This window comes from Pseudomonas putida (assembly GCF_001976065.1).
Classification (GTDB): Bacteria; Pseudomonadota; Gammaproteobacteria; order Pseudomonadales; family Pseudomonadaceae; genus Aquipseudomonas; species Aquipseudomonas serbica.
Window position 1 is genome coordinate 491497 of sequence record NZ_MNAH01000001.1, and the last position, 22800, is coordinate 514296.

A 22800-nucleotide genomic window follows, 5' to 3' on the forward strand; every position below is an offset into this window, starting at 1 on the left:
GCAGCAGTCTCCGGATCATAATTTCAATGGAGTGGTAGCCATGAACATCATTGGCCTTGACGCCCTGATCTTTGGCGTCGATGACATCCAAGCCTGTACCGATTGCCTGCGTGACTACGGCCTGACGCCGATTGACGTCGACAGCGATGGCGGGCGTTTTGAAGCACTGGACGGCACCGCCGTGATCATTCGCCGTGCGGACGATCCGACCTTGCCGGTGGCGATCGGCCCGGCGCCGTCGATTCGTGAAACCCTTTATGGCGTGGCCAGCGCGGCGGACCTGGACGCCATCGAAGACGAGTTGGCGCGCGACCGCCAGGTCTCACGGGAAAACGGCGTGCTGCACAGCGTCGACGACATGGGGTTCGCGATCGCATTCCAAGTCACCGTGCGCAAGGCGTACAGCGCCCCGGACGACCTGACCAACGCCGCCGGCCATGCGCCGCAGCGCCCGCTGAACCAGCCTGGCATTACCCTCGACATGAGCGCGGTACCGCGCACCCTGTCCCACGTGGTGTATTTCGTCCCCGACGCGGCCAAGGCCGAAGCGTTCTACGCCGAGCGCCTGGGCTTTCGGACCACGGACACCTTCATCGGCGCCGGGCCGTTCATGCGCCCGGCGGGCTCCGATGATCACCATTGCCTGTTCATGATCCAGACCCCGCCGCACATGAAGGGCTGCGAACACTTCACCTTTCACATGGGCAGCGGCACCGAAGTGCTGTTGGCCGGCACGCGGTTCGAGCAAAAGGGCTGGACCAGTTTCTGGGGCCCGGGTCGTCACCTCTTTGGCTCCAACTGGTTCTGGTACTTCAACAGCCCCCTGGGTTGCCACATTGAATACGACGCCGACATGGACAAACACGATGACGCCTGGGAGGCCCGTCGCGCGCCTTTGTCTGCCGATAACTCGCAGCTGTTCCTGTTCAATTCGAAGGCGAAATGGGCACCCGGCGGCCCGCCACCCAAACAGGGTTGAACACGGGTGTCTGCCATGAGCCACAGCGATTTTTACCTGTGCCGGATGGATGAATTGGTGGAAGGGCAGGCGCGCGGATTCGATCCATGGCAACGCGGCAAAGACAGTGTGTTTGCCGTAGTGCACGAGGGACAGGTGCGGATTTATCGCAACAGTTGCCCGCATCTGGACGTGCGCCTGGAGTACCGCAAAGACCGTTTTTTATCCGCCGACGGCCAGTTGATCGTCTGTTACGCCCACGGTGCGCAGTTCCTGCCAAGTACCGGCGAATGCGTCTACGGCCCCTGTCTGGGCCAGACGCTGGAGGCGTTGCCCTGGCGTGCGCAAGAGGGCTGGCTGGTGCTGCAAATGCCTGGCGTGGAGGTCGCGCCGCCTCAGATCGAGGTATCGCGTTTGCAGATACATCGCATCCCTACTCGCGATTAGTCAAATCCCTGGTTTGACGGGAAGCTGAACCCAACGACGCAGTGCCCGACGCTGCATCGAATCACAAGAATAACAAGTGAGAAAACCATGAGTGCAGTGAACAAAGTTCTGATCGTGGGCGGTGGCATTGGTGGCTTGTGTGCGGCCATCGCACTGCGGCGCAAGGGCATTGAGGTCGATCTGATCGAACTCAAGTCAGAATGGACGGTGTACGGCGTCGGGATCATCCAGCAAAGCAACGTGGTCCGCGAGATGGCCAAGCTTGGCGTGCTGGATGGATATCTCGATGCGGCGTATGCCTTTGAAGACGTCGCCATCTATGGCCCGGCCGGCCAACAACTGGCGCGCATTCCGGGTCAGCGCCTGGCAGGGCCTGCGTACCCGGCCAACGTCGGCATCTCGCGCCTGGCGCTGCACAAGGTGCTCAGCGAAACGGCGCTGGAACTCGGCGCGCAAGTACGCCTGGGCCTTAGCGTGGAAGCCTTGAAAGACACCGGCGACAGCGTCGATGCGCTGTTCACCGATGGCAGCAGCGCTGTCTACGACCTGGTGGTTGGCGCGGACGGTCTGTTCTCCAGGGTTCGTGATTTGCTCTTCGGCGACACCTACACACCGCGTTTCACCGGCCAGTCGGTGTGGCGCTACAACTTCCCGCGTGACCCGCAGATCGATCACCTCGCCAACTACCAGAGTGCCGAAGGCAACGCCGGCCTGGTGCCGCTGGCCGGTGACCTGATGTACCTGTTCCTCACGTCCCACGAACCGTCCAACCCGTGGATGGACCCGGCCACGCTGGCCGAGCAGATGCGCCAGCGCTTGCAGGGTTTCACCGGCCTCATCGGCGAACTGCGCGAGCAGATCACCGACAGCAGCCAAGTGGTCTACAAGCCGATGGAAGTGGTCTTCGTCAATGAGCCCTGGTACCGCGGTCGCGTGCTGCTGATCGGCGATGCTGCCCACGCGACTACGCCGCACCTCGGCCAGGGGGCCGGCATGGCGATTGAAGATGCCATCGTGCTCAGTGAAGAACTGACCCGTGACGGCAACGTCGAGCAACAGCTGCAGCGCTTCATGGCGCGCCGTTTCGAGCGCTGCAGATTCATCAGCGAAAGCTCGGTGCTGGCCGGCGACAAGGAAATGCAACACGACCGTGAGTTCGACCGCATCGGCCTGGTCAAGCGAATGCTCGCGCTGACGGCCGAGCCCATCTGATTCACCCACAGCAGTTACCACTATAAAAACAAGAGGTTAACGCGATGGTTAGTTCCACGACTGCGACGCTTGCGCGCCGCCCGGTCAGCCCCTCTGCACCCTTTGGTTTCACCCTCGCCGCGGCGTTGGTGCTGTGCAGTCAGGCTGCCCAGGCCTTTTCGGTAGACACCGGCAATCCGGATTTCAACCTGCGTTGGGACAACACGGTGAAGTACAGCGCCGCCTGGCGCACGCAAAATCCCAGCAGCAAATTGAGCGAGGGCCAGGTAGCACTCAACCAGGACGACGGCGACCGGGCCTTCAAGAAGGGCCTGATCTCCAACCGCACGGACATCCTTTCCGAGCTGGACATGTCGTTCAAGAACGTCGGCGCGCGCCTCAGTGGCGCCGCCTGGTACGACACCGAATACCAGCAGGACAACGACAACGACGACCCGGCCCGGGCCAACGCCCGTTCCGTGGCCTATGACGAATTCACCGACGACACTCGCCATCTGCACGGCGGTAAAGGCGAATTGCTCGATGCGTTCGTGTACTGGAACGGCGAGCTGGCCGACCACGCCACGTCCGTGCGTGCCGGTCGCCACGGCTTGATCTGGGGCGAGAGCTTGTTCTTCGGGGCCAACGGCATTGCCGGTGGCATGGCGCCGGTCGACGTGGTGAAGGCGCAGTCCGTACCCAACACCCAGTTCAAGGAAATCACCCGTCCGGTCAATCAACTGTCCGGCACGTTTCAACTGACCAACGACGTATCGCTCGGCGCCTTTTACCAGCTGGAGTGGGAAGAGACACGCCTGCCGGGTGCCGGCAGTTACTTTTCCACCAGTGACACCATTGGTGAAGGCAACGAACGCTTGATCGTGGGCGCGCCATTTCCTGCGTTCCTCGGTGGCAATCCCGGCAGCCCGGCGGCGTTCTTCCATGGCAATGACAAGGAAGCGAAAAGTTCGGGGCAGGGTGGCCTGCAGTTGAAGTACAGCGCCGAGACGGTCGAGTACGGCCTGTACGCGATCCAGTATCACGACAAGACACCCAAGCTGTATCTCAAACCCTCCACCGGTGCGCCGAACTTCGGCACTGGCCAGATCGGCGAGTACTACTGGGTGTACCCGGAAGACATTCGCGCCTTCGGCGCCAGTTTTTCCACCACGGTCGACGAATACAGCTTCGCCGGTGAAGCCTCGATGCGCTGGAACATGCCGCTGGTTTCCAACGGGCAAACCGTCCTGCCTGGCGTGGTCGCCGACAACGATGACGACGCCCTCTACGCGGTCGGCCGTACCGCCCACGTCAACCTCAACGTCCTGGCGTCGTTCGGGCCGAACTTCCTTGCCAGGGAATCCGGACTGGTCGGTGAGATCGCCTGGAACCGCCTGCTGAGCGTCACCAAAAACCGTGCGGCCCTTGACCCCAATGCCACCGATGACGGCCTCGGTTTCAAGGTGGTCTACACCCCGACGTACCGCCAGTTCTTCTCCGGCATCGATATCAGCATTCCGGTCGGCCTCAGTTATTTCCCACTGGGCAAATCGGCGGTTGTCAGCTCGTTCGGGCCGGACAACGGCGGCGACATGAACATCGGCATCACCGCCACCTACCTGGATCGCGTCACCGCCGGGCTGACCTACACGCATTACTACGGCGCCGAGGACACCAACCTCAACGCCGCCAGCCAGTTCAATTACAAGCAATCGCTGAAAGACCGGGATTATCTGTCTTTCTCCGTCAAGACCACGTTTTAAGAGGACTTGCGCATGACCCATAACAAGAAAACCGGAGCCTTCAAGCTCAAAACCCTTTGCTTTGCACTGCTGGGAAGCCTGGCCATTTGCAGCCAGATGGCGGGCGCTGCGACGGCGGAAGACGCGACCAAACTGTCGAAAAACCTGACGCCTTTTGGCGCCGAGCGCGCCGGCAATGCCGACGGCTCCATTCCGGCGTGGGACGGTGGTTACACCAAGGTCGATCCTTCGTTCAAGGAAGGCGGCAAGCGTTCCGATCCGTTTGCGGCAGACAAACCGCTGTTCAGCATCACTTCGAAGAACCTGGCCCAATACGCCGGCAAACTCAGTGATGGCACCAAGGAAATGTTCAAGCGTTTCCCGGACACCTATCGCATCGATGTGTACCAGACCCGTCGCACCGCCGCCGCGCCGCAGTGGGTGTATGACAACACGCTGAAAAACGCCACCCGCGCCAAACTGGTCGACAGCAGCGCCGGCCCCGTCCCCGAAGGCGCCTTTGGCGGTATTCCGTTTCCGGTGCCGAAAAACGGTGCCGAAGCCATGTGGAACCATGTGCTGAATTGGCGCGGGACCTCGCTGTCGATGCATTTTCGTCACTACCTGATGACCGCCGATGGCAAGCCGGTCATGACCACCGATGGCCAAGCCATTCAGGAGATGCCGTATTACTACCAGGACGGATCGCCGGAGACTTTTGACGGTGACTATTGGCTGTTCCGCCTGCTCAACGTCGGGCCGCCGTTGCGCGCCGGCGAGCAGATCATGGGCCGTACCAACATCAACGGCGACTTGTCCCAGGCCCACGTCTACCTGACCGGCCAACGTCGCGTGCGCAAACTGCCGAATGCCTGCTGCGATACACCGACACCGGCGACTGCCGGGGTGATGTCCTTCGACGAATTGAGCGTGTTCCAGGGCCGCATGGACCGCTTCAACTGGAAACTGGTGGGCAAGCAGGAGATGTACATCCCCTACAACACCAACAAGGTGCAAACCGCCGCCAAACCTGAAGACCTGTTCCTCGCCCATCACATGAACCCTGATTACGTGCGTTGGGAATTGCACCGGGTCTGGGTCGTGGAAGCGGACCTGGCGCCGGGCAAGCGTCACCAGTTGCCGAAGGGCCGCTATTACCTCGATGAAGACACCTGGCAAGCCATGTTGGGCGACCGTTGGGATGCCAACGGCCAGTTGGCCAAGACCCTGTGGTCGTTGCCCGCGGTCCTGCCGGACCTGCCTGCACAAGCGCAATTGTCTTCCGGTTTTTACGACCTGACCTCCGGCGCCTGGTTTATCCAGAACGTCTACACCGGCCAGCCCGAACAGTACGGCGTGGTGGATCGCTACAAGGCCTCCGAGTTCTCGCCTGCGGCGATGGCGGGTGCCGGGGTTCGTTGAGTCAGACCGGGTCGCGGCTGGCGCAGCGTGATCCGGTATCAAACGGTTTTTCGAGGTCGGTATGAACAGATTCTGTCAGGTGGTTGGTCGGCTGATGTGGTTGATGGCGCTGCCTCTGGCGCCGTTGAACCTGGCGCAGGCCGCTGCGGTGGGCGACGCACTCAATACGCCGGCGATGCTGGCACCGCAAGCGCAATCCGCGGTGCTGCTGGACCTGGCCCGGGCGGGCGCGCGGCTGGTGGCGGTGGGGGAGCGGGGCATCGTGCTGCTGTCCGATGACAATGGCGTGAGCTGGCGCCAGGCAGCGGTGCCGGTTTCGGTCAGCCTGACCGCCGTGCAGTTTGTCGACGCCAACACAGGCTGGGCCGTGGGGCATGGCGGCGTCGTGCTGGCATCGCGCGACGGAGGTGAACACTGGGTTGTGCAACTGGACGGTTTGCGTGCGGCACAACTTGAGTTGGCGGACGCCACCGAGCAACTGCCATCTGCAAGCGATCCGGATGCCGCCGCCGCGCGCGTGCAAACGGCTGAACGGCTTGCCGGTGAGGCTGCTGACAAACCGTTTCTCGCCCTGCAATTCGTCGATGACCGGCACGGCCTGATTGTTGGCGCTTACGGCCTGGCGTTTCGCACCGACGATGGCGGTACCACCTGGCAATCCATCATGGGGCAAATCGATAACCCGATGGGCGCGCACTTGTCGGCCATCGCTCAACAAGGCGAGCACTGGTTCCTGGCCGGCGAGCAGGGTTATCTGGCTCGTTCGACGGATGCCGGCAAGTCATTCACGCAGTTGGAAAGTCCTTACGCGGGCAGTTTTTTCACCCTGCAAATGCGCGATGACGGCGTGTTGCTGGTGGCCGGCTTGAAGGGTAATGCGTTTGTCTCCAGCGACCTTGGCGAAAGCTTCCAGCCCGCGTCGGTGACGATGCCGGTGTCGTTCAGCGACGGGATTCGCACCGATGACGGCCAGTTGTTGCTGGTCAATCAGAGCGGCGCCCTGTTTCGCACCAACAGCCAGCCCGGCGCACTGCTCCAGCCGTACGGCAAGCCGCTCGGCAAGCCCGTTGCCAGTGTTGTCCAGGCCGCCGATGGCAGCCTGACGCTGGCCGGTTTCACTGGGTTGACGCGCATCTCGCCGTCAATCGCTACCGCTTCGGAGTGAGGTTATGAAGTCTTTCGACAACGCCACGGCCAGCCTGGCGAATTTCGATCCGCGCTCTGGTTCCGTGGTGGAACGCACGCTGTTCAACCACCGCCTGTGGGTGCTGTTGGTGTGTGTGCTGACCACCCTGGTGCTCGGGTATCAAGCCACCCGTATCGAGCTCAATGCGAGCTTCGAAAAGATGATCCCCACACAGCAACCCTACATTGCAAACTACCTTGAGCATCAGAAACAACTCACGGGCCTGGGCAATGCCTTGCGCATTGTGGTGGCCAATCGGCACGGCGATATCTACAACGCCGAGTACCTGAAGACTCTGCAAGCCCTGAGTGACCAACTCTACCTGCTGCCGGGTGTCGACAGGGCCTACATGAAGTCGCTGTGGACACCGGCCACGCGGTGGGTAGCCGTAACCGAGGACGGTCTCGACGGCGGCCCGGTGATTCCCGACGACTACAGCGGCACCGCCGCCAACCTCGAATCGCTGCGGCGCAATGTGCAGCGCTCCAATGAGCTCGGTCAGTTGGTGGCGCTCGACCAGACCTCCAGCATCATCTACGTGCCATTGCTAGCCACCACCCCTGACGGCAAGCCGCTGGATTACGCGGTGTTGTCCGAGCAGCTGGAGACGCTGCGCAGCACCTATCAAAGCGCCAACATCGACATTCGCATCACCGGTTTCGCGAAAAAGGTCGGCGACCTGATTGCCGGCCTGAAGCAGATCCTGTTGTTCTTTGCCGTCGCGATCCTGATCACCACCGCCGTGCTGTTCTGGTACACCCGCTGCCTGCGCAGTACGGTGCTGGTGGTGTTGTGCTCGCTGGTGGCAGTGGTCTGGCAGCTCGGGTTGCTGCCCTTGCTGGACTACCAACTGGACCCGTATTCGGTGCTGGTACCGTTCCTGGTGTTTGCCATCGGCATGAGCCATGGCGCGCAGAAAATGAACGGCATCATGCAGGACATCGGCCGAGGCATGCACCGGGTGGTGGCGGCGCGCTTCACCTTCCGGCGCCTGTTCCTCGCCGGGCTGACGGCGCTGCTGTGCGATGCCGTGGGTTTTGCCGTGCTGATGCTGATCAAGATCCAGGTCATTCAAGACCTCGCGGTGATCGCCAGCATCGGCGTCGCGGTGTTGATCTTCACCAACCTGATCCTGCTGCCGGTGTTGCTCTCCTATGTCGGCGTAACGCCGCGGGCGGCTCAGCTGAGCCTCAAAAGCGAACAGGCCGAGCAAAGCGGTCAGACCCGCCATGCCTTCTGGCGCTTTCTCGACCTGTTCACCCATCGCCGCTGGGCGAGCCTGTGCATCGCCATCAGCCTCGCGCTGGCGGCGCTCGGTTTTGTGGTCAGCCTGCAACTGAAAATCGGCGACCTCGACGCCGGTGCACCGGAGCTGCGCGCGGACTCGCGCTACAACCAGGACGATGCCTTCCTGACCCGTCATTATGGCGCCAGCAGCGACCTGTTCGCGGTGATGGTGAAAACCCCGGCCAGCAGCTGTGCGCGCTACGACATCCTGGCCAAGGTCGATGCCCTGGACTGGCAACTGCGCGCCTTGCCGGGCGTGGATTCGACCAACTCGCTGGCGTTGCTCAACCGGCGCATGCTGGTCGGCCTCAGTGAGGGCAACCCGAAGTGGTACGAGCTGCAGAACAACCAGGCGATGCTCAACATGATCACCGCCAGCGCGCCGCGCGGGTTATACAACGAAGACTGCAGCCTGTTGACCCTGTACGCCTACCTCACCGACCACAAGGCCGAGACGCTGACCCGCCTGGTCGAGCACGTGGAGCAATTTGCCGCGGCGAACAACACCGACGAGGTGCAGTTTCTCCTGGCCGCCGGTAACGCCGGGATCGAAGCGGCGACCAATATCGTGGTCAAGCAAGCCAACCGCGAAATGCTCGTCTGGGTCTATGGAGCAGTCATTCTGCTGTGCCTGATCACCTTCCGCTCCTGGCGCGCGACCCTGTGCGCGGTGATTCCACTGATGCTCACCTCCATCCTCTGCGAAGCCTTGATGGTCTGGCTGAACATCGGTGTGAAAGTCGCCACGCTGCCGGTCATCGCCTTGGGCGTGGGTATCGGCGTCGACTATGCGTTGTACGTGATGAGCATTCTGCTGGGCCATCTGCGCCAAGGGTCGAGCCTGTCAGAAGCCTATTACCGTGCGCTGGTGTCCACCGGCAAGGTGGTGATGCTGACCGGTATCACCCTGGCGATTGGTGTCGCGACCTGGACGTTTTCACCGATCAAGTTCCAGGCCGACATGGGCGTGCTGCTGGCCTTCATGTTCGTCTGGAACATGGTTGGCGCCTTGGTGTTGCTGCCGGCGCTGGCGTACTTCCTGCTGCCCGCACGCAGCGAGGCGCAAGGTCCAGTGGCGGTGCGCAACGTCGCAGGTTCCGAGACGGCGGTGGTCGCCAACGTTCCTCACCTGCGCATCAAGGAGCAGTGCCATGGTCGCTAATGTCTTCGTAGCACATTCCACCCGGCAAGCCGGATGGGCGCAATCGCTGTTGTTGCTGCTGGGCAGCTGTCTGCCGGTGCTGGGCGCGGTGTTGCTGGCCCCGGTGTTGCCGCGGATGCAGGCGCATTTTGCCGACGTGCCCGGCAGCGCCGTAATGGTTCCGATCGTATTGACGTTACCAGCCTTGGTGATCGCCTTGCTGGCGCCGTTCGCCGGTCTGATCGCCGATCGCCTCGGACGCAAGCCGTTGTTGCTGGCGAGCATGACGCTGTACGTGCTCTGCGGCGTGCTGCCGCTGTGGCTCGACTCGCTGCCGGCGATCGTGCTCAGTCGCGCGGGCATCGGCTTGGCCGAGGCGGGCATCATGACCTGCTGCACCACGCTGATGGGCGACTACTACAGCGGCGCCCGGCGTGAGCGTCTGTTTGCCTTGCAGATGGTCGCCACCTCGTTGTCGGCGGCGGTGTTCATCGCGCTGGGTGGTTTCCTCGGGCAAAACGATTGGCGTACGCCGTTTGCGCTGTACGCCGTGGGCCTGGTTTTCCTGCCGCTGATGGCCTGGAAACTGTGGGAGCCACAGGCCGCTGCGCAACCCGAGCCAACCACCCCGCCGATGCCCACGGGCAAATTCCCCTGGCGCCCGCTCGCCCCCCTGTATGTGTTGTCGCTGCTGGCAGGGCTGAGCCTGTTCATCGTGCCGGTGCAGGCCGGATACCTGCTCAACCTGCTGCAGGTGGATGCCCCGCAACAGATCGGCATGACCATGGGCGCCAATCAGCTGGGCGTACTCGTCGGTGCGTTGAGTTTTCGCTTGTTCAGCGCAATGCGTGGGCAGCACATGCTGTTGCTTGCCTATGTGCTGGCGGGCATCGGCGGGTTGTTGATGGCTGACGCCTTGACCCATGTGCAGGTCGTGGTCGCCGTGTCCATCAACGGCCTGGGCATTGGCCTGATGCTGCCGACACTGATCACCTGGATCATGGCGCAAGTCGATTTCCATCAACGCGGGCGGGCGGCGGGGTGTTTTACCGCGGCCATCTTCGCCGGCGAATTCATCAGCCCCCTGGTGGTGCTCGGCATGACCGGTGGCGTCGCCACCGCGCTACCCCATGCGTTGGCCATTGTGGGCGGGCTGCAACTGTTGGTGGCAGTGTTTTGCCTGGCCGTGCCGCGGCTCGGTGGTTTGGCGCCCCACGCAAATATTGTTGTCGATGGCTCGACCATCGGCGACGGAAACTGAATGAGGATTTTCCATGCAAGCGCTTCCTGAATTCAAACGAGTGGTCACCGGTCACGATCAGCATGGCCAGGCGATTGTCGCCAGCAGCGGGCCGACGCCGAACGTGTTCCCGCTGGCGTCGGTGCCGGGCACGGTGTTTTACGAACTGTGGAACAGCAGCACCAGCCCGGCCTTGCTCGACAACGCCAGTGACCCCAGCAGCAAACCCCTGCAACTGAGCCCCGGCCCCCTGGGCAGTGTGATTCGGGTGGTGGATATTCCGCCGGACAGCGTACAGAACCAGGTCAGCGCGGAAAGTGCCGCGGCGGCGTTCGCCGAAATTGGCGAGTCCCACGCCGGCACTGGCAAAGCGGACTCTCGACATAAACTGATGCACCGCACCGAGACCCTCGACTACGGCATCGTCACCGAGGGCGAAGTGTGGCTGGTGCTCGATGAGGAGGAAGTGCACCTCAAGCGCGGCGACGTCGTGGTGCAGCGCGGTACCAACCATGCCTGGAGCAACCGCACCGAAGCGATGGCGCGCATGGTCTTCATCTTGCTCGACGGACGCTTCGCCGCTGAATTGAGCCCTGCCCAAGGAGCATCGGCATGAAACTCGCCACCCTGAAAAACGCCAGTCGTGATGGTCGGCTCGTCGTGGTCTCGCGGGATCTCGCCTGGGCACTGGATGCCAGTTCCGTGGCGCCGACCTTGCAACAGGCGATCGAGAACTGGAGCAGCGTCGAGCCGCGCTTGCAGGCGCTGTCGAGTGAGTTGAATGCGGGTGCAGCGACGGGCGCTTTTGCGTTCGACCCCGCCCAGGCCATGGCGCCGTTGCCCCGCGCCTATCAATGGTGCGACGGCTCGGCCTTCCTCAGCCACGGTGCCTTGATGCAGAAAGCCTTCAATCTTGATCCCATCGACGGCGTCGAGCACACGCCGCTGATGTACCAGGGCGCCGGTGACGATTTCATCGGCCCGCGCGACGACATTGCATTGCCGAGCGAGAGCCAGGGCATCGACTTCGAAGGCGAATTCGTGGTGCTGGTCGATGACGTGCCGATGGGATGCGACGCGCAACAGGCGCTGCAGCACATCAAATTGATCCTGCAGATCAACGACGTCAGTTTGCGCGCGCTGGCTCCGCGGGAAATGCGCACCGGCTTCGGGTTCCTGCAGGCCAAACCCTCGTCCAGTTTCGCCCCGCTGGCCATTACCCCGGATGAGTTGGGCGATGCCTGGCGCGACGGGCGGGTACATCTGCCTTTGCACGTGCACTGGAATGGGCAATGGTTTGGGCAGCCCCACGGCGGCCAGATGAATTTCAGTTTTGGCCAATTGATCGCCCATGCCGCGCTGACTCGCCGATTGGGCGCGGGCACGCTGATCGGCTCCGGCACTGTGTCCAATAGCGAGCGCAGCGCGGGGTCGGCGTGCATCGCCGAGCGCCGCGCCATCGAGATGATCGAACAGGGCGCCGCGCAAACCGGCTTCATGCGCTTTGGCGACCGCGTGCACATGGACGTCCTGGATCGCGACGGCCAGTCGTTGTTCGGCGCGATCGATCAACGTGTCGTTCAGGCCCAAGGCTGAGGGGCGCCCTATGCGTGTGTTGATTACCGGCGCCAATGGTTTTGTCGGACGAGAGCTGGTGCGTTGCCTGCTGGCGCGGGGCAGCCTGCGGGGCCAGGTCATTGCTTCGTTGCTGGTCCTGGACAGGGATTTGCAAGGCTTGCCGGATGACACCCGTCTGCGTCGTCATTTCGGCAGCGTGACCGATCCGGCGTTGATGCGCCGGGTGCTGGCCGACGGCATCGACGTGGTATTCCATCTGGTCAGCATTCCCGGTGGTGCGGCGGAAGAGCAGTACGAGCTTGGCTATCAGGTCAACCTGCTGGCCAGCCTGGAACTGCTCAACCAACTGCGCAACAAGAACCAGCCACCGGTTCTGGTGTACGCCAGCAGCGTCGCGGTGTACGGCGGTCATCTGCCGGAACGCATGAGCGAGGCCGCCGAGTTGCGTCCCGAATTGTCCTATGGCACGCATAAGGCCATGGTGGAAAGTGCCGTGAGCGACCTGGCCCGGCGCGGCGATGTCGATGGTCGAGCGTTGCGTTTGCCGGGCATCGTCGCCAGGCCCCGCGAGCCCAATGGCTTGCGCTCGGCGTTCATGAGCGACCTGATGCGCGCGTTTGCCGAGGGCGAAGCCTATCAATGTCCGGTCTCGCCGCAGGCGACGGCCTGGTGGATGTCGGCCCGCTGCTGTGTGAACAACCTGATCCACGCTGCCGAACTCAATGGCGCCGTGCTCGGAGCCCAGCGGGTATGGCAGCTGCCGGTGCTGCAGTTGTCCATCGCCCAAGTGATCGACGCTCTGGCCGAGCGTTATGGGCAAGAGCGCCGCAGGCTGATCAGTTTTTCCCCTGACGCCGGGCTGCAAGCCTTGTTCGGGCGCATGCCGCCGCTGAAAACCCCACAAGCCCGCGCCGCCGGTTTCAACCATGACCGCAACGCTGCCGCGCTGGTCCGCAACGCCCTTAACCCCTCGGCCCCCCGACTTCTGCCGCTGACCGGAGAGACCTTTCATGTCACAGCCAACCAAGCCTAAGCGTCGTCTTGTCGACCTCTCGGTCACGCTCGACAACAACCCCTACACCGATCCGCCACCATTGTTGCCCAAGATCGATTACATGGATCACCAGCAAGGCTGGCCGGAGATGGCCGCGATGTTCCCCGGCTTGCAACTCGAACAGATGCCGGGCAACGAGTCCTGGGCCGCCGAACGACTGCACATCACCACCCACAGCGGCACGCACATGGATGCGCCCTGGCATTACGCCTCGACCACCGACGGCGGCCAGCCGGCCTTTGGCATCGACGAGTTGCCGCTGGATTGGTGTTTGCAGCCGGGGGTGAAGCTGGATTTTCGCCACATGGCCGACGGTCATGTGGTGACCGCTGCCGAGATCGAAGCGGAGCTTAAGCGAATCGGCCACGAGTTGCAGCCGCTGGACATCGTGCTGGTCAACACCCGCGCCGGCGCGCTGTTCGGCCAGCCGGGGTATCTGGATGCCGGCGTCGGCATCGGCCGTGAAGCCACGATGTATCTGCTGGAACGTGGGGTGCGGGTGGTCGGCACCGACGCCTGGAGTTGGGACGCACCGTTCAAGTACACCCGCGAACGTTTTGCCGCCGACGGCGATGCCTCGATCATTTGGGAAGGGCACAAGGCCGGGCGCGATATCGGTTATGGGCAAATGGAAAAACTCGCCAACCTGGAATCCCTGCCGGCCAGTGGATTTGTGGTGTCTTGCTTCCCCTACAAGATCAAGCATGCATCGGCCGGTTTTGTGCGAGCGGTGGCGATCTTCGAAGAGTAAGCAACGCCTGATACAATCCTCGATTAAACAATAAGAGAGAACACATGCCTCTTTTGCGTCTGCCGCAAACAATACTGGCGACCGCGTTGGCACTGGGCAGCAGCCTGGCCATGGCGGCCAGCGCCGACTCGGCAAAGCCCAATATCCTGCTGATCGTCGCCGATGACCTGGGTTATTCCGACCTGGGCAGCTACGGCGGCGAAATCAATACGCCCACCCTGGATCAACTGGCCAGGGATGGCCTGCAGTTCACCAACCTGTACGCCGCGCCGACCTGTTCGATTACGCGCTCGATGCTGATGTCCGGCACCGACAACCACCTCGCCGGCCTCGGTACCATGGCGGAAGCCCTGCAACCCTTTCAACGGGGCAAGCCGGGGTACGAGGGCTATCTGAACCAGCGTTCCTATTCGATCGCCGAACTGTTGAAACAAGGCGGCTACAGCACCCTCATGGTCGGCAAATGGCACCTGGGCCTGGAGGCGGACCAGGGGCCGGATCAACGTGGTTTCGAGCAGTCGTTCACCTTGCTGGAGGGCGGTGCATCGCACTTCAAACCCGCCAGTGTCGACCCGGCCAAGATCGAGCAGGTGCACTACCGCGAAAACGGCAAGGCCGTGGAGTTGCCGGAGAATTTCTATTCTTCGGACTTCTACACCGACAAACTGATCAGCTACCTGCAAAACAGCCAGAAGGACGGCAAGCCGTTTTTCGCCTACGCGGCGTTTACCTCACCGCACTGGCCGCTGCAAGCACCCAAGGAGTACCTGGACAAGTACAAAGGGCGGTTCGATCAGGGCTATGACAGCGTACGGCTGGCGCGGATCGAGCGGATGAAAAAGCTCGGCCTGATGGCAGGCGATGCCCAGCCGGCTAAGCCGCTACCGGTGAATCCCAAGCTGCCGGGCTGGGAGCAACTGAGCCCTGAGCAGCAACAGGTCGAGGCGCGGAAGATGGAAATCTACGCCGCCATGGTCGACAACCTCGACCATAACATTGGCCGCCTGGTCGACTACCTGCGCAAAAGCGGGCAGTACGACAACACGCTGATCGTGTTCATGTCGGATAACGGCGCGGCGGGGGAGAATCACGCCCAGTTCTATCCGCCGGGCGCGCATACCGACAATAGCTATGCCAACCTGGGGCAGAAGGGCTCCCAGATCGACTATGGCGTACGCTGGGCCGAGGTCAGCGCTGCGCCGTTCCACCTGTTCAAGGGCACCACCGCAGAAGGCGGTATCAGCGTGCCGGCGATCGTTCAACTGCCCAAGTCACTGCGTCGCCAGGGCGTGGAACGCGGCGTTGCGCGGGTGGATGACCTGGCGCCGACCTTCCTGGAACTGGCGGGCATCGAAGCGCCAACGGACTCGAATAAACATCCGATTACCGGCAAATCGATGCTGCCAATGTTCGCCGGCAAAGGCAGCCCGCACATTAACGACAGCCTGGCCGGCGAGCTGTTCGGCAATGCTTATTACCGCGAGGGAAACCTGAAGCTGCTGGGCATGCGCGCGCAGGCAGGCTTTGGCGATAACGCGCAGCCGCCGCAATGGCAATTGTTCGATCTGGCCCAGGACCGCGGCGAAACCACCGACCTGGCGGCCGACCGACCGGAAACGGTGCAACGGCTCAAGGCTGCCTGGTTGACGTATGCCGAGCGGGTCGGTGTGGTGTTTCCAGCGCATTGACCGGGTTGCCCTCATGCACCGTTACGGATGCATGAGGGTAGGCACTTTTCCTGACGGTCAGCCAGGCTGTTGCTAAACGGTATGCCGACCATCAACGCCGATTTGCTCGCTTTCGTCAGGAGTCAAGTAGCTGCAGGGGCAGGTGCACACAGCTGTAGGAGCCGGCTTGCCGGCGAAGGCGGTGGGTCAGGCGATGGAAATGTTGGCTGTGCCGGCCTCTTCGCTGGCAAGCCAGCTCCTACAGGTTTACTGGGCGCTGGCGGAATTTGCGTCTGGCCTAATCCTCTGTAGGAGCCGGCTTGCCGGCGAAGGCGGTGGGTCAGGCGAGGGAGATGCTGGCTGTGTCGGCCTCTTCGCTGGCAAGCCAGCGCCTACAGGTTTACTGGGCGCTGCCGGAGTTTGCGTCTGGCCTAATCCTCTGTAGGAGCCGGCTTGCCGGCGAAGGCGGTGGGTCAGGCGAGGGAGATGTTGGCTGTGCCGGCCTCTTCGCTGGCAAGCCAGCGCCTACAGGTTTACTGGGCGCTGCCGGAGTTTGCGTCTGACCAAATCCTCTGTAGGAGCCGGCTTGCCGGCGAAGGCGGTGGGTCAGGCGATGTAAATGTTGGCTGTGCCGGCCTCTTCGCTGGCAAGCCAGCTCCTACAGGTTTACTGGGCGCTAGCGGAATTTGCGCCGGGCCTAATCCTCTGTAGGAGCCGGCTTGCCGGCGAAGGCGGTGGGTCAGGCGATGGAAATGTTGGCTGTGCCGGCCTCATCGCTGGCAAGCCAGCTCCTACAGGTTTACTGGGCGCTGGCGGAATTTGCGTCTGGCCTAATCCTCTGTAGGAGCCGGCTTGTCAGGCGATGGAGATGTTGGCTGTGTCGGCCTTTTCGCTGGCAAGCCAGCTCCTACAGGTTTACGGGGCGCTGGCGGAATTTGCGTCTGGCCTAATCCTCTGTAGGAGCCGGCTTGCCGGCGAAGGCGGTGGGTCAGGCGATGGAAATGTTGGCTGTGCCGGCCTCATCGCTGGCAAGCCAGCTCCTACAGGTTTACTGGGCGCTGGCGGAATTTGCGTCTGGCCTAATCCTCTGTAGGAGCCGGCTTGCCGGCGAAGGCGGTGGGTCAGGCGATGTAAATGTTGGCTGTGCCGGCCTCTTCGCTGGCAAGCCAGCTCCTACAGGTTTACTGGGCGCTAGCGGAATTTGCGCCGGGCCTAATCCTCTGTAGGAGCCGGCTTGCCGGCGAAGGCGGTGTGTCAGGCGATGGAGATGTTGGCTGTGCCGGCCTCTTCGCTGGCAAGCCAGCTCCTACAGGTTTACGGGGCGCTGGCGGAATTTGCGCCGGGCCTAATCCTCTGTAGGAGCCGGCTTGCCGGCGAAGGCGGTGGGTCAGGCGATGGAGATCTTGGCTGTGTCGGCCTCTTCGCTGGCAAGCCAGCTCCTACAGGTTTGCTGGTCGCTGGCGGAATTTGCGTCTGGCCTAATCCTCTGTAGGAGCCGGCTTGCCGGCGAAGGCGGTGGGTCAGGCGATGGAGATGTTGGCTGTGCCGGCCTCTTCGCTGGCAAGCCAGCTCCTACAGGTTTACTGGGCGCTGGCGGAATTTGCGTCTGGCCTAATCCTCTGTAGGAGCCGGCTTGCCGGCGAAGGCGGTGGGTCAGGCGATGGAGATGTTGGCTGTGTCGGCCTCTTCGCTGGCAAGCCAGCTCCTACAGGTTTACTGGGCGCTAGCGGAATTTGCGCCGGGCCTAATCCTCTGTAGGAGCCGGCTTGCCGGCGAAGGCGGTGGGTCTGAACTGGCCTAATTATTCCGGACACCTCTTAAGGGCGATATGATTTCGTGGTGGAGGCCGAGATGCCGCCGTAAAAGAACACTGAACGCCAGCCCAGGGACGGAATGATTTGCGCCGCGATGAGACCGCCGATCGTGGCGCCCAGTGCGTAGGCGGTGGATTGCAGGCTGATGGCCAGGCTGCGCCACTTCTAGTTGGCGTACTCCCCCGGCGATGGAGCATGCAAGGGCCTGGAAAATGCGCACGCACACTCAATCGGTAAGCGTGCGCCGGGGACTTCAGGAAGCGGACTGGCGCAGTTGCTCGATGATGCGGCGGGCGCGATTGGCGCCGGCATCGACATGGATGTCGATCATCGGGCGTACGCCGAACCGGCACATGTTTCGGTACTGGGCTTCGATCACCACCTTGTCTTCGTCGAAGGTCAATATCGTCTGCTCAACCACCTTGGCCTTGATGGCTTCGGGATCGCTTTCGGGGTTGGTGGCAATGGTCCAGAAGTAGTGACTGGTGGTGGCGGTCTCGGGTGTGACCCCGTGGAACCCGCGCATATGGAAACCACCACGATCGGGGTCGTCCAGGTTGTCAGTACCGGCATCCACCGCACCGGTCCAGATGCGCAGGTGGCTGACGTGAAATTCGATTTCCTGCCAACGGTCCACGGTGCCTTTGAACGGGTAGGCGGCGGTGTAGGTGGGGGGTGGAACAGAGTCCGGCATGTGGCGCACGACCCGCACCACATCGCCTTCACTCTCCACGCTCATGCGGGCATTCATGTGGATGCTGGCGTTGCCGCCGATGGTGTGCAGGTGCACATAACCCAGGTGGCTCAAGTCCATCAGGTTGTCGTGGATCAGCTGGTAAGGCGCGTCGTAGTGGTAGACGTTGCCGTCGAACAAGTACTTGCCACTGCTGTGGACAGGGTAGGTCGGTGGCTCGCAGGTCGGCTCGGGATGCGCCTCGCTGCCCAGCCAGATCCAGACGATCTGGTCCTGCTCTCGCACATGATAGGCGGGCACTTTGGCCTTGCTCGGAATCTTGTCCTGGCCCGGGATTTCCACGCATGTGCCGCGTTCATCGAACAGCAGGCCATGGTAGCCACAACGAATGCCAGACGCTTCGAGGGTGCCATTCGACAGGGGCAGTGCCCTGTGGCAGCAGCGGTCCTCCAGCGCAGCGACCTCGCCGTCGGGTTTGCGAAACAGCACGACCGGCTTGTTGAGCAGTGTCCGGCCCACGGGTTTGTCCTTCAACTCCCAACCGAGGGCCGCGACGTACCACTGGTCCAGGGGAAAGGCAGGCAAGGTCGGCGCTGCAATTTCTTCGGCAAGCGACTGGATGTTCATGGGTGTTCTCCAGGTTTGATGTTGTTGTTCGATTCAGAGATCCAGCACCAGGCGTGGCGATCTGGCGCGAGAGCAGCAGGGGGTAAAGCGGTCGTTGGCGGCGCGTTCGGCCGCTGTCAGGAATTGGTCCCGGTGCTCGGGGATGCCCTTCAACACACGGGTTACGCAGGTGCCGCAGACGCCTTGCTCGCAGGATGACTCGATTGTTATGCCGGCCTCGTCCAGTACTTCGAACACCGTGCGTTCGGCTGGAATCTGGATAACCTGGCCGCTGCGTACGAGTTCGACCTCGAAGGGCGCATTGGCGCTTTGATCGACAGGGTCTGCGGCAAAGAACTCCTTGTGTACGCGGTGCTGGGACCAGCCTGCGTTCTGCGCAGCCTCGAGGATGTAGTTCATGTAACCGCCCGGGCCACACACATAAAGGTGGGTGCCGGCGTCGGGTGTGGCGAGCAGGGCGGGCGCATCCAGTTTCTGCAGGGCCGAGCCGCTGTCGTCATGCAGCTTGATGCGATCGGCGAACGGCGTTTGTGCCAGCAGCGCCACGAACGCCGCGCGTGCGCTTGAGCGAAAGCAGTAATGCAACTCGAAGTCGGCGCCCTGGTGCGCCAGCTCATAGGCCATGGCCAGCATGGGCGTGATGCCGATACCGCCGCCAAACAACAGGTGTCGGCGGGCTGAGCGATCCAGCGGGAAGAGGTTGCGCGGAGCACTGATGGTCAGCGTTTGCCCCGACCGTACCTGCTCGTGCATGGCCCTGGAGCCGCCACGGGAACTTGGGTCCTTGAGCACACTGATCATGTAGCGATGGCGTTCCCTGGGATCGTTGCACAAGGAGTACTGGCGGGTGAGGCCCTCGGCTATGTGAATGTCGATGTGGGCACCGGCTTCGAACGCCGGCAGCGTGCTGCCGTCCGCGGCACATAGTTCGAAACTGCAGATGCCTTCGGCTTCGTCCGCTTTGCGGGTGACGTTGACTTGAAGCATGACTTATCCCTCCACACTGAAGTGGCTGCTGAAAAAAATGGGTTAGCGCTTAGGCGAGGGGACGGGTCAGCCGGGCGCTGGCGCGTGGAGGACGGTCGTTGGCTTGGGCAAGGCGAAGGCGATGAGATTGAAGGGGTTCATGACCAGGACCTGATAATTATTTTTATGAGTCAGGGCGACGGCCTATCATGCAGGTCCCCGCCCGTGACGTTCGGTAGAGAAATCCTCCGATTATTTAGTTGCGGTGTCAACTAATATTCAGGCCCCGCCGATCCAAGGTGTTTGCTCTATGTCCGCAGAAGCCCAACTGAACCTGACGCGTTACGTCCCTGCACTGCTGAATTTCCTCTCCAACAAGCTCTCTTCCGGGGCATCGCAGTGCTATCGCAAGCATTTCGGCATCGGTGTGGTCGAGTGGCGGATGCTCTCGATGCTGGCCGTGGAAAACGACATCACCGCCAATCGAATCTGCCAGACGATCGGCCTCGACAAGAGTGCGGTAAGCCGCTCGCTGCAGTCGCTGGAAGTGGCCGGGCACATTTGCAGTCAGGTCGATTCCAAGGATGCGCGGCGCTACACCGTCAGCCTGACTGACAGCGGAAAAGCCCTGCATGCCCGGGTGCTCAAGGTCGCACTGGAGCGCGAGCGGCGCTTGCTCAGCGGGCTGTCTGCCGAGGAAGTGGACACGCTGATCGAGTTGTTGGGCCGCCTGCATGCCCAGGTGTCCAACGTGAACGACTACGATCCGGTCGACGCTTGAGCCTGCGCATCAATACCTGAGGTTCCGCTCGCCCGTCGTTGAGGTATTGCGCCTGCCGATAGGACGCATCCCGACAAGCGATTAGTCATCCCCCCCTCTGTCCCGGCAACCTGTATCCGTCGTTTGGTCTGCCAACAAAAACAATAAAAGAGGGTTCGTTCGATGGCTATTTGCTCCATCGCTGCATCGCCGCGGGTGCCAGGTTTTTCCTGCCGATGACCAGCCACTTCCTCGGTGCCTTGACGATTCGCCTGAGTGTGGGCGGCAAGCTGTCGCTCGGCTTCGGGCTGGTGCTTGTCTGCACACTGGGCATGGCGCTCAGCGCCTGGTATGCGGTGCAGGTCAGCCAAGCCAGCGCCACCCGTTTACGCGAGCTGGACCAACAGAAAGCCAGCCTCGCCCAGGCGCGGCTGGCGGAGAAGGACTTCGGTTTGCTGCCGTCGGCGGAGGCTGCCGCGCAGGTCGGGCAAGCGTTGAGTCAGTTGCGCGCCGGCGTGGGCGAGGAATTCGCACCTGCGCTTTCGGACGCCGCCGAGCGTTACCTGAAGGCGTTCCAAGCCTATGCCGAGGCGCGCCAGCAGGCGTTACAGGCGCGTCTGCGCATGCAAGAGCTGGCGCAGACGGCGGGGCAACGTTTCGGCGAGGTGTTCCTCGACCAACTGGACGATATCAACCTGAATCTCGAGCAGCAGCGGTTGCCCGATGCGCAGTCCATGCAGCAACTGGAAGAGGCGGTGGCCTTACGCGAACGCCTGGCCAACCTGCGCGACAGCGAGCTGTTTTTTTCCCTGGACCCGCAGAAGCGCTACCAGGACGATTGGGTCAACCGGGTCAGTGAGCTGGCGACGGCGCTGAACAGCCTGAATGCGCAACTCGACGGCGATCGGCATCGGGCACTGGATGAGGCCAGCGCCGCGCTCAGCGAATATCGACAGGCCTTCCTGGCTTATGCCGCCAGTGGCGAACAGGCCATGGCGCAACAGCTGAACATGTCGAGTTCGGCCGAGAAAGTGACGATGCTGCTGGAAGACGAGCGCGTCAGGGCCGCGCAATCCTACGAATTGCTCCGCCAACGTCTGCAGTTGCAACTGGCGGCGATGGTGCTGCTGGCGGTGGTGCTCAGTGTCGGTGCCTGCCTGTTGATCCGGCGCTCGATTGTTACCCCGCTGAAGTCGATGCTTGAGCTGGCGCAACGGGTGGCGGCGGGGGACCTGCAAGAGCGTCCCGGATTACTCGCTCGGCACGACGAACTGGGCCAGCTCGGCCACGCGATCGACCTGATGATGCAGGCGCTGCGCAACCTGGTCGGACGCATCGGCAGCGAAGTGCAACAGCTTGACGGTGCTGCCATCACCCTGGACGCCATGGTCGAGCGCACAGGGCAGGGCGTGCGGGCTCAGCGCGAACAGGCCGCGCAGGTCGTGCAGTCCATGCAGCATATGACCCTGGCTGCGGCACAGGTGACCCGGCAAGTCGCAGACAACCAGAAAACCCTGGGTGCGACCTGCGAGCTGATCCATCAGGGCGACGATCTGGTACGACAAGCCAGTCAAAGTTTGCAGCGGTTGGCGCTGGAAATGACCAGCAGTGCCAGCTCCATGCACCTGCTGGAACAAGAGAGCCAGGCCATTACCCGTGTGCTGGACGTGATCAGCGCCATCGCCGAGCAGACCAATCTGTTGGCGTTGAACGCGGCTATCGAGGCTGCCCGTGCCGGTGAGCAGGGGCGTGGTTTTGCAGTGGTTGCGGACGAAGTGCGGGCCCTGGCCAGTCGTACGCGAGCGTCGACGGGGGAGATCGACAGCATGATTCAGCGTCTCGGCCAGGTGACCGCGGAGACTGCCGCCAGCCTGTGTGACAGCCAGCGCCTGACCGCCGAGGGCGTTGATCTGACGGCGCGCGCGAACCAGGTGCTGGACGCGATTACCGAGGCGATCTCGCGTGTCGAACACACCGGACAGAGCATCGCACAGGCGGCAGCGACTCAGCATGAGCTGGTTTGCAAGGTCGACGCTGCCTTGGGTCAGGTGGACCTGGTGGTGGAGCAGAATGCCGAGGAGTGTGGACGCCTGGAAATGGCCAATGGCGACCTGCAGCGCCTCAGTGCAAGCCTGGGCGCAGCGGTCGGAGCGTTTCGCGCAAACAGCTGAAACCAGCAGCTCTGCGTTGATGACCGATGAGTCTTGGCCGTGAACGAATGGCTCGCGCGTGTCGAGATCAGGTACGGAGGCGGCGCGATCAGGTAACTGATTTG

17 protein-coding genes and 2 pseudogenes are annotated in these 22800 nt (G+C 62.4%); 16 read left to right on the plus strand and 3 right to left on the minus strand.

The window, feature by feature from the left end; genetic code table 11:
- Positions 1-40 precede the first annotated feature (40 nt).
- From BKX96_RS02260 to BKX96_RS02320, 13 genes are all read left to right on the plus strand, one after another.
- Positions 41-979, plus strand: coding sequence for a VOC family protein (locus tag BKX96_RS02260; RefSeq protein WP_046815100.1), 939 nt, complete (start codon positions 41-43; stop codon positions 977-979).
- Positions 980-994: 15 nt separating this feature from the next.
- Positions 995-1405: a Rieske (2Fe-2S) protein gene (locus BKX96_RS02265; protein ID WP_077182554.1), complete on the plus strand. Its 411-nt coding sequence runs from the start codon at positions 995-997 to the stop codon at positions 1403-1405.
- Positions 1406-1492: 87 nt separating this feature from the next.
- Positions 1493-2617: an FAD-dependent oxidoreductase gene (locus BKX96_RS02270; protein WP_077182555.1), complete on the plus strand. Its 1125-nt coding sequence runs from the start codon at positions 1493-1495 to the stop codon at positions 2615-2617.
- A 44-nt stretch (positions 2618-2661) separates the two neighbouring features.
- Entirely contained in the window at positions 2662-4359 is a 1698-nt protein-coding gene (locus BKX96_RS02275; protein ID WP_077182556.1) for a DUF1302 domain-containing protein, read from the plus strand.
- A gap of 12 nt (positions 4360-4371) precedes the next feature.
- Positions 4372-5760 (plus strand): DUF1329 domain-containing protein, encoded by a 1389-nt coding sequence (locus tag BKX96_RS02280; protein ID WP_077182557.1) that lies wholly within the window; start codon positions 4372-4374, stop codon positions 5758-5760.
- A 61-nt stretch (positions 5761-5821) separates the two neighbouring features.
- Complete coding sequence (locus BKX96_RS02285) at positions 5822-6925, plus strand: WD40/YVTN/BNR-like repeat-containing protein (protein ID WP_046815105.1); 1104 nt, start codon at positions 5822-5824, stop codon at positions 6923-6925.
- A 4-nt stretch (positions 6926-6929) separates the two neighbouring features.
- Positions 6930-9395, plus strand: a complete 2466-nt coding sequence (locus BKX96_RS02290; protein ID WP_077182558.1) for an efflux RND transporter permease subunit — start codon at positions 6930-6932, stop codon at positions 9393-9395.
- Positions 9385-10635, plus strand: a complete 1251-nt coding sequence (locus BKX96_RS02295) for an MFS transporter (RefSeq protein WP_077182559.1) — start codon at positions 9385-9387, stop codon at positions 10633-10635. Before BKX96_RS02290 ends, BKX96_RS02295 begins: the two co-directional genes overlap by 11 nt.
- Positions 10636-10648: 13 nt before the next feature.
- The gene (locus BKX96_RS02300) at positions 10649-11230 is read left to right on the plus strand and encodes a cupin domain-containing protein (RefSeq protein ID WP_046815108.1); all 582 of its coding nucleotides are present in this window, start codon (positions 10649-10651) and stop codon (positions 11228-11230) included.
- Positions 11227-12210 (plus strand): fumarylacetoacetate hydrolase family protein, encoded by a 984-nt coding sequence (locus BKX96_RS02305; protein WP_046815109.1) that lies wholly within the window; start codon positions 11227-11229, stop codon positions 12208-12210. The genes BKX96_RS02300 and BKX96_RS02305 overlap by 4 nt, the downstream gene beginning before the upstream one ends.
- Positions 12211-12220: 10 nt before the next feature.
- A complete protein-coding gene (locus tag BKX96_RS02310) occupies positions 12221-13225 on the plus strand; it encodes an NAD-dependent epimerase/dehydratase family protein (protein ID WP_077182560.1) in 1005 nt (334 codons plus the stop codon).
- Positions 13203-13997 carry a cyclase family protein gene (locus BKX96_RS02315; RefSeq protein ID WP_077182561.1) on the plus strand — a complete coding sequence of 265 codons (795 nt, stop codon included), beginning with the start codon at positions 13203-13205 and terminating at the stop codon, positions 13995-13997. Before BKX96_RS02310 ends, BKX96_RS02315 begins: the two co-directional genes overlap by 23 nt.
- A gap of 44 nt (positions 13998-14041) precedes the next feature.
- A complete protein-coding gene (locus tag BKX96_RS02320) occupies positions 14042-15685 on the plus strand; it encodes an arylsulfatase (protein ID WP_077182562.1) in 1644 nt (547 codons plus the stop codon).
- Positions 15686-17514: 1829 nt separating this feature from the next.
- On the opposite strand, the pseudogene BKX96_RS33055 reads toward BKX96_RS02320, so the two are convergent.
- The 3 genes and pseudogenes from BKX96_RS33055 to BKX96_RS02345 all read right to left on the minus strand — a co-directional run.
- A pseudogene (locus BKX96_RS33055) lies at positions 17515-17661 on the minus strand (MFS transporter); the annotation flags it as partial.
- A gap of 70 nt (positions 17662-17731) precedes the next feature.
- Complete coding sequence (locus BKX96_RS02340) at positions 17732-18799, minus strand: Rieske 2Fe-2S domain-containing protein (RefSeq protein WP_046815116.1); 1068 nt, start codon at positions 18797-18799, stop codon at positions 17732-17734.
- A 33-nt stretch (positions 18800-18832) separates the two neighbouring features.
- Positions 18833-19786: a PDR/VanB family oxidoreductase gene (locus BKX96_RS02345; protein ID WP_077182565.1), complete on the minus strand. Its 954-nt coding sequence runs from the start codon at positions 19784-19786 to the stop codon at positions 18833-18835.
- Between the two features lie 289 nt (positions 19787-20075).
- Between BKX96_RS02345 and BKX96_RS02350 the strand changes: the two genes are divergently transcribed.
- From BKX96_RS02350 to BKX96_RS33460, 3 genes and pseudogenes are all read left to right on the plus strand, one after another.
- A complete protein-coding gene (locus BKX96_RS02350) occupies positions 20076-20546 on the plus strand; it encodes a MarR family winged helix-turn-helix transcriptional regulator (RefSeq protein WP_046815118.1) in 471 nt (156 codons plus the stop codon).
- Positions 20547-21643: 1097 nt separating this feature from the next.
- Positions 21644-21832, plus strand: a pseudogene (locus BKX96_RS33455) (HAMP domain-containing protein); the annotation flags it as partial.
- 78 nt (positions 21833-21910) lie between these two features.
- A complete protein-coding gene (locus tag BKX96_RS33460; RefSeq protein WP_410454516.1) occupies positions 21911-22696 on the plus strand; it encodes a methyl-accepting chemotaxis protein in 786 nt (261 codons plus the stop codon).
- Positions 22697-22800: the final 104 nt, after the last annotated feature.

What these genes read in the sequence shown, in the direction of transcription:
- BKX96_RS02260 (WP_046815100.1), top strand. Translation starts at nt 41, where the DNA reads ATGAACATCATTGGCCTTGACGCCCTGATCTTTGGCGTCGATGACATC.
- BKX96_RS02265 (WP_077182554.1), top strand. Translation starts at nt 995, where the DNA reads ATGAGCCACAGCGATTTTTACCTGTGCCGGATGGATGAATTGGTGGAA.
- BKX96_RS02270 (WP_077182555.1), top strand. Translation starts at nt 1,493, where the DNA reads ATGAGTGCAGTGAACAAAGTTCTGATCGTGGGCGGTGGCATTGGTGGC.
- BKX96_RS02275 (WP_077182556.1), top strand. Translation starts at nt 2,662, where the DNA reads ATGGTTAGTTCCACGACTGCGACGCTTGCGCGCCGCCCGGTCAGCCCC.
- BKX96_RS02280 (WP_077182557.1), top strand. Translation starts at nt 4,372, where the DNA reads ATGACCCATAACAAGAAAACCGGAGCCTTCAAGCTCAAAACCCTTTGC.
- BKX96_RS02285 (WP_046815105.1), top strand. Translation starts at nt 5,822, where the DNA reads ATGAACAGATTCTGTCAGGTGGTTGGTCGGCTGATGTGGTTGATGGCG.
- BKX96_RS02290 (WP_077182558.1), top strand. Translation starts at nt 6,930, where the DNA reads ATGAAGTCTTTCGACAACGCCACGGCCAGCCTGGCGAATTTCGATCCG.
- BKX96_RS02295 (WP_077182559.1), top strand. Translation starts at nt 9,385, where the DNA reads ATGGTCGCTAATGTCTTCGTAGCACATTCCACCCGGCAAGCCGGATGG.
- BKX96_RS02300 (WP_046815108.1), top strand. Translation starts at nt 10,649, where the DNA reads ATGCAAGCGCTTCCTGAATTCAAACGAGTGGTCACCGGTCACGATCAG.
- BKX96_RS02305 (WP_046815109.1), top strand. Translation starts at nt 11,227, where the DNA reads ATGAAACTCGCCACCCTGAAAAACGCCAGTCGTGATGGTCGGCTCGTC.
- BKX96_RS02310 (WP_077182560.1), top strand. Translation starts at nt 12,221, where the DNA reads ATGCGTGTGTTGATTACCGGCGCCAATGGTTTTGTCGGACGAGAGCTG.
- BKX96_RS02315 (WP_077182561.1), top strand. Translation starts at nt 13,203, where the DNA reads ATGTCACAGCCAACCAAGCCTAAGCGTCGTCTTGTCGACCTCTCGGTC.
- BKX96_RS02320 (WP_077182562.1), top strand. Translation starts at nt 14,042, where the DNA reads ATGCCTCTTTTGCGTCTGCCGCAAACAATACTGGCGACCGCGTTGGCA.
- BKX96_RS02340 (WP_046815116.1), bottom strand. Translation starts at nt 18,799, where the DNA reads ATGAACATCCAGTCGCTTGCCGAAGAAATTGCAGCGCCGACCTTGCCT.
- BKX96_RS02345 (WP_077182565.1), bottom strand. Translation starts at nt 19,786, where the DNA reads ATGCTTCAAGTCAACGTCACCCGCAAAGCGGACGAAGCCGAAGGCATC.
- BKX96_RS02350 (WP_046815118.1), top strand. Translation starts at nt 20,076, where the DNA reads ATGTCCGCAGAAGCCCAACTGAACCTGACGCGTTACGTCCCTGCACTG.
- BKX96_RS33460 (WP_410454516.1), top strand. Translation starts at nt 21,911, where the DNA reads ATGGTCGAGCGCACAGGGCAGGGCGTGCGGGCTCAGCGCGAACAGGCC.